Origin of the sequence: Amycolatopsis kentuckyensis (genome assembly GCF_002155975.1) — a bacterium.
In the GTDB taxonomy this organism is placed as follows: domain Bacteria; phylum Actinomycetota; class Actinomycetes; order Mycobacteriales; family Pseudonocardiaceae; genus Amycolatopsis; species Amycolatopsis kentuckyensis.
This window is the reverse complement of the sequence record NZ_MUMI01000612.1, coordinates 1-6,909: the sequence shown is the minus strand read 5'-3', so window position 1 is coordinate 6,909 and position 6,909 is coordinate 1. Positions and strand designations below refer to the sequence as shown.

The following is a 6,909-nucleotide window of genomic DNA, read 5'->3' as shown; positions in this document are numbered from 1 at the left end:
GGAGGTGCCGGTAGCCGTGGACAGGGTCGACGCCGAAGATCCAGCCGGGCTGGGACACGACGTCCACGCACTTCTTGAGGACGTACGGCACGCCGGAGTTCCACATCGGCACGCTGAACAGGATCCGGTCGGCGGCGGCACCCCACAGGGCGAGGAGGCCGACGCCTGGGCCGCGGCCGGGCCGAACGCGGGCAGCGAGCCGTCCCAGAGGTCCCATTCGTCGATGTCGGCGTCCGGGTGCTGGCTGCGGTAGCTGTCCAGGAAAGTGGCTGCCAGACGCAGCGACTGCGACGCTTCCCCTCGTGGGGACGCGGAAATGTGCAGCAGATCGGGCATGGCGATGCTCCTCGGAAGGGGTGCCGGCTTTCGCCGGGCGAAGAATCGGACTAGAGTCCGCTTATGTCCTCGAACCGTAGCGGACCGCAGCCCGCTTCGTCAACGCCCGCCGGACTGCCGGTGCTCGGCGCGCCCGTCCGCGAGCGCGCCGACGCCGCCCGCAACCGGATCCGCGTCCTGGAAGCCGCCGAGAAACTCTTCGCCGAACGCGGCGTCGACGCGGTCACCATGGACGACGTCGCGGGCGCCGCCGGCGTCGGCAAGGGCACGCTCTACCGCCGCTTCGGCGACAAGGGCGGCCTCGCCATGGCCCTGCTCGACCAGCGCGAACGCGAACTCCAGGAACGGATCCTCACCGGCCCGCCGCCCCTGGGCCCCGGCGCGGAACCCGCCGACCGCCTCGGCGCGTTCATCGACGCCTACCTCGAACTCCTGGACCGGCAGCTCGACCTCGTCCTGCTGTCCGAAACCGCCACGACCGGTGCCCGGTTCCGGACCGGCGCGCACACCCTGTGGCGGCAGCACTGCCGGCACCTGCTCGAAGCCGGCGGCGCGAACGAGGCCGAGATCGCCGCGGACGTCCTGCTCGCGGCCCTGTCGGCCGAGCAGGTGCGGCACTGGCGGCGAGACCGGGAGATCGGCTCGGCGAGACTGGCGCAGTCGCTCGTCCGGCTGGTGCGGAGCTGGTTGCGGTGACGCACCGTGTCCGTCACTCGGCCGGTCCGTAGAATCGGGGGCGATGCGACGTCTTCGGTGGTACTGGGGGGCCCTCGTCCTCGCGTGTGTGGCCTTGCTGGGCGGGTTCTTCGTCTTCTTCGGCTCCGAAAGCCAGCCCGGGCGGCCGCAGCCGCGGCAGGGCCCGCCGGGCACCGGCCCGCTCACCGTCGTCGCGATGGGTGACAGCACCGTCTCCGGCGAAGGCGCCGGCCAGTACACCGCCGCCACCAACGGCCAGGGGGGCAACTGGTGCCACCGCTCCCCCAACGCCTTCGTCGGGAAGGTCGCCGCCCCGGGCATCACCGCGCACGTCAACCTCGGCTGTTCCGGCGCGCCCGCCGAGCAGGTCGCGCTCGGCGACGTCAAGCAGTGGACCGAGGGGTCGCAGGCGCAGCAGCTGGCCGCGCTGGTGAAGGACCACCGGGTGGCCGCGGTGGTGATCGCGGTCGGCGCGAACGACGAGCCGAAGTTCTCCAACCAGGTCAACGACTGCTTCAAGGCGTGGTTCGACGCCGGCGGCCCGCCGTGCAGCACGGCGCTGAAGCAGACTTGGAAGTCCAAAGTGGACGCGATGGTGCCGAAGGTCGCGAAGGCGGTCTCGGATGTGAAGGCGGTGCTGGCGCAGGCGGGGTACGTCCCCGCGGACTACCAGCTGATCCTGCAGTCCTACGCGGCGCCGATCGGCCCGGACCTGCCGGAGGACCTGCGCAGCCTCAACGGCTGCCCGTTCCGCACCGAAGACCTGCGCTGGATCGCCCAGACCGGCATCGGCGTCTTGTCGTCCGGCCTGAAGGCCGCCGCGCAGCAGACCGGGGCCCGGTTCCTGGACCTGGCGAAGGCGGGCGTCAAGCACGAGGCGTGCAGCGGCGGCGCGAACCCGGCGACGGAGTGGTTCACCCGGCTGACGCTGCAGCTGGCCGACCTCGGCCAGGCCGAGCGGGCCGGGCACGCGCTGCAGGAATCGTTCCACCCCAACGCCACCGGCCACACGGCGATCGCCAACTGCCTGACGGAGTTCATCGCCGCCAAGGACGGCAACGCCTCCTGCCTGGCCGGCGCGGACGGCAAGCTCCACGCGGTCCCGGAGGTCGTGGCCCGCTGACCGCTCAGCGCACGTCGCACGGAGGGCGGCGACGAGCAGGCGCCGACGAGGTCGAGCGTGCGCGCCACCCGGCGCCGGGGGTCAGAGATCGAGGGCGGCCCGCAGCGCGATGTCGATGCGTTCCTGGACGTCCTGGTCGATCTCGGCGATCCGCTCGTCGAACCACGGGCGGTAGAGCCGGGTGAGGTTGAGCGTCGACACCCAGTAGCGGGCGTCGACGGCCACGCCGAGGATGTCCATCGGGTCGCGGTCGAGCAGTTCGGTGCCGAGCAGCCACGGGCGCTCGGATTCGTTCACCCCGTCCGAGGACAGCAGCACCACCGTGCGCTGCCGGGCCGGATCGGTCGGGGGGTGGTACGTCCAGACTTCACCCCTGCGCACGCAGATCCTTCTCCGCCGCGCTGCGCTCGGCCTCGTCCGATTCCGCGACAGCCGGTTCCGGCCGCTGCGGGGTGTACCCCGTGCGGACCGCCTCGCGCCTGGCCGCCTTCGACAGCCAGGACGAGACCGAGATTCCGTGGGCTTTCGCGGCTCGTTCGGCGAATTCCAAGGCGCCGCTGTCCAGCGAAAGAGTGACCTTACGTGTTGCCATACCTTTTACCGTACCAGCGCCCCGGCCGTCGGGCGGGGCGCCGGCGTCAGAACGTCGGTGAACGTCCCTCGAACGGCGTAGAGAGCACCACCGTCGTGCGGGTCGAGACCTTCGCGGCCTCCCGGATCCGCCGCAGCAGGTCCTCCAGCGCCAGCGGCGACTGGACGCGCACCAGCAGGATGTAGGACTCGTCGCCGGCCACCGAGTAGCACGACTCGATCTCCTTGATGTGCTGGATCCGCTGCGGGTAGTCGTCCGGCGCCGCCGGGTCGTTCGGCGTCAGCGAGATCAGGGCCGTCAGCGGGAGGCCGATCTGCTCGCCGTCGAGCCGCGCCGTGTAGCCGAGGATGACCCCGCGCTGCTCGAGGCGGCGCACCCGCTGGTGCACCGCCGACACCGACAGCCCGACCCGCTCGGCGAGGTCGGTGAAGCTGCGCCGCCCGTCCGCCGCGAGCTCCTGGACGATCGACTGGTCCAGCGGCTCCAGGCCGCCGGGTGTCATGCGTCCAGCACGACGAGCTCGTGCGGCTGGTTGTTGACGGACTCGACGCCGTCCGCGGTGACGATGACGATGTCCTCGATCCGGGCGCCCCACCGGCCCGGCTGGTAGATGCCCGGCTCGACGCTGAAGGCCATGCCCGGCTCCAGCGGCAGCGCGTTCCCGGCGATGATGTACGGCTCCTCGTGCACGTCCAGGCCGATGCCGTGCCCGGTGCGGTGGATGAAGTACTCCCCGAACCCGGCCTCGGCGATGACGTCCCGCGCGGCGGCGTCGACGGCCTCGGCGGTGACGCCCGGCTTGACGGCGGCCACCGCGGCGGCCTGCGCGCGCTGCAGCACCGCGTAGGTCTCGGCCACATCGGCGTCCCGCGGCGTCCCGACGGCGTAGGTGCGGGTGGAGTCGGAGTTGTAGCCGGCCGGCAGCGGACCGCCGATGTCGACGACCACGACGTCACCCTGCTCGATGACGCGCTCGGAGACGTCGTGGTGCGGGCTGGCCCCGTTCGGCCCGGAGCCGACGATCACGAAGTCGGCCCGGACGTGGCCCTCCTCGACGATGGCCGCGGCGATGTCGGCGCCGACCTCGGCTTCGGTGCGGCCGGGCCGCAGCCACTCGTGGACGCGGGCGTGCACCCGGTCGATCGCCGCGCCGGCCTCCCGCAGCGAGGCGATCTCGGCGGCGTCCTTGCGCATCCGCAGCTCCCGGACCACGGGACCGGCCAGGGTCTGCTCGGCCTCCCCGAGCGCGGCCCGCAGCGCGAGCACGTGCAGGGCGGGGGTGAAGTCGCTGACGGCGACGCGGCCGGGCTTGCCGAGCCGGTCCGCGACGAGCTCGTAGGGGTCGTCGCCGTCGACCCAGGTGAGCAGCTCGACGCCGAGCTCATCGGTGGGCACGTCGGCGTACCCGGGCGCTTCCAGCTTCGGCACGACGAGCGCGGGGGTGCCGTCGGCCGGGACGACGAGGGTGGTGAGCCGCTCGAAGGAGCCCCCGGCCTGCCCGAGCAGGTACCGCAGGTCCGAGCCGGGCGCGATCAGCAGGGCATCGGTGTTCGCGGCGGCCGCGGCGGCGCGGGCACGGTCCAGCCGGGCCCGGAGGGCGGCGGCATCGGGAGCGGGCGTGTGAAGGGATCGGCGCGACATGAGGGCGAGCCTAGTGGGGCGGCGGGCGCGCGGGACGCGCCCGGGGCCGCGACATGCCGGGCCGGGTGACCCCGTGCCGAGTCGCGTGGCTCGTCCCTCCTCCGAGCCCGGTCATGGCAGGCTGTGCGGGGTGACCGGATCCCTTGCCCTGCTCGACTCCGCGAGCCTGTACTTCCGCTCCTTCTTCGCCCTGCCCGATTCACTGCGCGCCGCCGACGGGACGCAGGTCAACGCCGTGCGGGGGTTTGCCGACACGATCGCGCGGATCCTCACCGACCGGCGGCCCGCGCGGCTCGTCTGCTGCCTCGACGCCGACTGGCGGCCGAAGTTCCGGACCGATCTGCTCCCCAGCTACAAGGCGCACCGGGTGGCCGAAGAGACCGGCAGCGGCCCGGACGTCGAAGAAGTCCCCGACACGCTCACCCCGCAGGTGCCGATCATCCTCGACCTGCTCGAAGCGTTCGGGTTCGCCACCGCCGAAGCCGCCGGCTACGAAGCCGACGACGTCATCGGCGCGCTGGCCACCCGCGAGAAGGCCGACCCGGTCGAGGTCATCACCGGCGACCGGGACCTCTTCCAGCTCGTGCGCACCGAACCCACGCCGACCTCGGTCATCTACGTCGGCAAGGGCTGGGCCAAGGCCGAGGTCCTCGGGCCGGCCGAGATCGCCGAGCGCTACAGCCTCCCCCGCGAGACCGCCGGATCGGCGTACGCGGACATGTCGATGATGCGCGGCGACCCCTCCGACGGGCTGCCCGGGGTCGCGGGCATCGGCGAGAAGACCGCCGCGAAGCTGATCACGCAGTTCGGGTCGCTCGAAGCCCTCATCGCCGCGAGCGAAGCCGGCGACTCGGCGCTCCCGCTCAAGACGCGGCTGCGGCTGAAGGACGCGGCGGACTACCTCGCCGTCGCCCCGACCGTGGTCCGCGTGGCGGTCGACGCACCGGTCGAGCAGTCCCGCCCCGACACCGTCCCGGCGACGCCCGCCGACCCCGAGCGGGTCGCCGAGCTCGCCGAACGGTGGAACCTCGGGCAGTCCGTCGAACGGCTGCTCAAGGCCCTGCCCGGCGCCTAGAAGTGCGTGCCGCACCACGGTGCGGCCGCCGTGGTGAACAGCTCGTCGGCCCGCGCGAGCGCCGTCGCGTCGCCGACGTCGATGCGGCCCACCTCCGCCAGCGTCGTCGCGGACCAGTGCCCGAGGTAGAGCATGCCGAGGGTGTCGACGTCGAGGGCCAGGTCCGCGGCAGCGTCGGTGCGCCGGGCGCCGTCCGGGCCGATCTCGTAGCGCCCGGTGTTGGCCGGCAGCAGGCGGTCGGTCACCGCGAGCACCACCGGGGCGGCCGCGCGGTAGGTGCGCGCGGCCAGCGCGGCCGCGACGTCGACCGGCCGCAGCCACAGGTCGTCCTCGACGGCGACCGTGGCCGCGTGCCGGTGGTCGGTCAGCAGCAGCGCGAGGGGCTCGTCGACCGGCCGGTGCCGGGCGTACACCTCCGAGACCAGGTCCACCGACAGCAGGTACCGCCAGAGCGCCGCCCGCGCGGCCGGGCCGGCAGCGTGCAGGTCGTGGACGTCCAGCGCGGCGCCGCGGTCGGGTGAGTCGAACGATCGCCGGGTGATCGTGGCGTACACGAGGAAGCCGTCGTCCCCGTCCGGTCCACTGTGGACGGCGACGAGGTGCCCACCGTCCGGGCCGACCTGCCGGTTGTGCGAGATCGGCCACCACCGCTCCGGCCGCCCGATCATGCCCGGCCGGTGCAGCCCGATCCGCCGGTACAGCGCGGGGATCTCCTTCACCGCCTCCTCGGGCGTCAGCAGCCGGACGTCGCCCTCGGCGGCGACGCGCTCGTGCAGCCGGGCCGCGGGCCGCGTCACCCGCAGGGACTTGCCGAGCGCGGCCGAGCCGTAGCCGAACCGCCCGTAGATGGTGGGTTCGCTGGCGTGCAGGACGGCCAGCGGCAGCCCGCGCGCGGCGAAGTCCGCCAGCTGCGCCCCCATCATCGCGCTCAGCACCCCGCGGCGGGTCCGGTCGGCGCGGACGGCGACGCCCTCGACCGCGGCGACCGGCAGGGTCCGCCCGCCCGGGACGGCGATCTCGGTGTCGTAGGAACTGACGATCCCGATCGGGCTCCCGCCCTCGAACGCGCCGAACTTGTGCGCGGCGGGCCAGGACTCCCCGATCCGGGCCCAGAGGTCGTCGGTGACGGGCGGGGAGTGCAACGCGCGGCGCAGCAGGTCGAACGTGCTGCGCCGCTCTTCTTCGGTGATCGGACGGACGTGGGAAGCGGTCATCCTCCCGATCCTGCCGCGGGAGATCCGGCCCGGCACCCGGTTTTCCGCGGCGGCTCAGAAGTAGCTGCCGCTCCAGGCCGCCACCCGGGTGCCGAAGAGCAGGTCCGCGGCCGTCGCGGCGGCCGGGTCGCGGACCTCGATCCGGCCCGCGGCCGCCAGCGCCGACGGCCGCCAGGTGCCGAGGTAGACCATGGCCAGGGTGGTGACGTCCAGGCGCAGCCCGGCGGGCCGG

At 73.5% G+C, this 6,909-nt stretch carries 9 protein-coding genes and 1 pseudogene; 3 read left to right on the top strand and 7 right to left on the bottom strand.

Going from position 1 to position 6,909, the window contains the following annotated elements; translation table 11 throughout:
* A pseudogene (locus CCN39_RS53070) lies at positions 1–336 on the bottom strand (NAD(P)H-dependent oxidoreductase); the annotation flags it as partial.
* Positions 337–399: 63 nt separating this feature from the next.
* Here CCN39_RS53070 and CCN39_RS43645 point away from each other — a divergent pair.
* Positions 400–1,032 (top strand): TetR/AcrR family transcriptional regulator, encoded by a 633-nt coding sequence (locus CCN39_RS43645; RefSeq protein WP_086852553.1) that lies wholly within the window; start codon positions 400–402, stop codon positions 1,030–1,032.
* A gap of 43 nt (positions 1,033–1,075) precedes the next feature.
* A complete protein-coding gene (locus CCN39_RS43640; RefSeq protein WP_208630645.1) occupies positions 1,076–2,155 on the top strand; it encodes a GDSL-type esterase/lipase family protein in 1,080 nt (359 codons plus the stop codon).
* 81 nt (positions 2,156–2,236) lie between these two features.
* Here CCN39_RS43640 and CCN39_RS43635 read toward each other — a convergent pair whose 3' ends face one another.
* From CCN39_RS43635 to CCN39_RS43620, 4 genes are read right to left on the bottom strand one after another with little or no spacing between them, the layout of a single operon-like run.
* Positions 2,237–2,536 carry a hypothetical protein gene (locus tag CCN39_RS43635; protein ID WP_013226701.1) on the bottom strand — a complete coding sequence of 100 codons (300 nt, stop codon included), beginning with the start codon at positions 2,534–2,536 and terminating at the stop codon, positions 2,237–2,239.
* On the bottom strand, positions 2,523–2,747 hold the full coding sequence (locus CCN39_RS43630) for a hypothetical protein (RefSeq protein WP_086852548.1): 225 nt from the start codon (positions 2,745–2,747) through the stop codon (positions 2,523–2,525). Before CCN39_RS43630 ends, CCN39_RS43635 begins: the two co-directional genes overlap by 14 nt.
* 46 nt (positions 2,748–2,793) lie before the next feature.
* Positions 2,794–3,249, bottom strand: coding sequence for an Lrp/AsnC family transcriptional regulator (locus tag CCN39_RS43625; RefSeq protein ID WP_003092399.1), 456 nt, complete (start codon positions 3,247–3,249; stop codon positions 2,794–2,796).
* Positions 3,246–4,388: a M24 family metallopeptidase gene (locus CCN39_RS43620; protein WP_086852546.1), complete on the bottom strand. Its 1,143-nt coding sequence runs from the start codon at positions 4,386–4,388 to the stop codon at positions 3,246–3,248. Before CCN39_RS43620 ends, CCN39_RS43625 begins: the two co-directional genes overlap by 4 nt.
* 130 nt (positions 4,389–4,518) lie before the next feature.
* Here CCN39_RS43620 and CCN39_RS43615 point away from each other — a divergent pair, with 130 nt between their 5' ends.
* Positions 4,519–5,463 (top strand): 5'-3' exonuclease, encoded by a 945-nt coding sequence (locus CCN39_RS43615; RefSeq protein ID WP_086852543.1) that lies wholly within the window; start codon positions 4,519–4,521, stop codon positions 5,461–5,463.
* Here the strand turns inward: CCN39_RS43615 and CCN39_RS43610 are convergent.
* Positions 5,460–6,677, bottom strand: coding sequence for a GNAT family N-acetyltransferase (locus CCN39_RS43610; RefSeq protein ID WP_208630644.1), 1,218 nt, complete (start codon positions 6,675–6,677; stop codon positions 5,460–5,462). The two genes, CCN39_RS43615 and CCN39_RS43610, sit on opposite strands and share 4 nt — an antisense overlap.
* Before the next feature lie 54 nt (positions 6,678–6,731).
* Entirely contained in the window at positions 6,732–6,896 is a 165-nt protein-coding gene (locus CCN39_RS43605; protein ID WP_491844438.1) for a sterol carrier protein domain-containing protein, read from the bottom strand.
* Positions 6,897–6,909 lie beyond the last annotated feature (13 nt).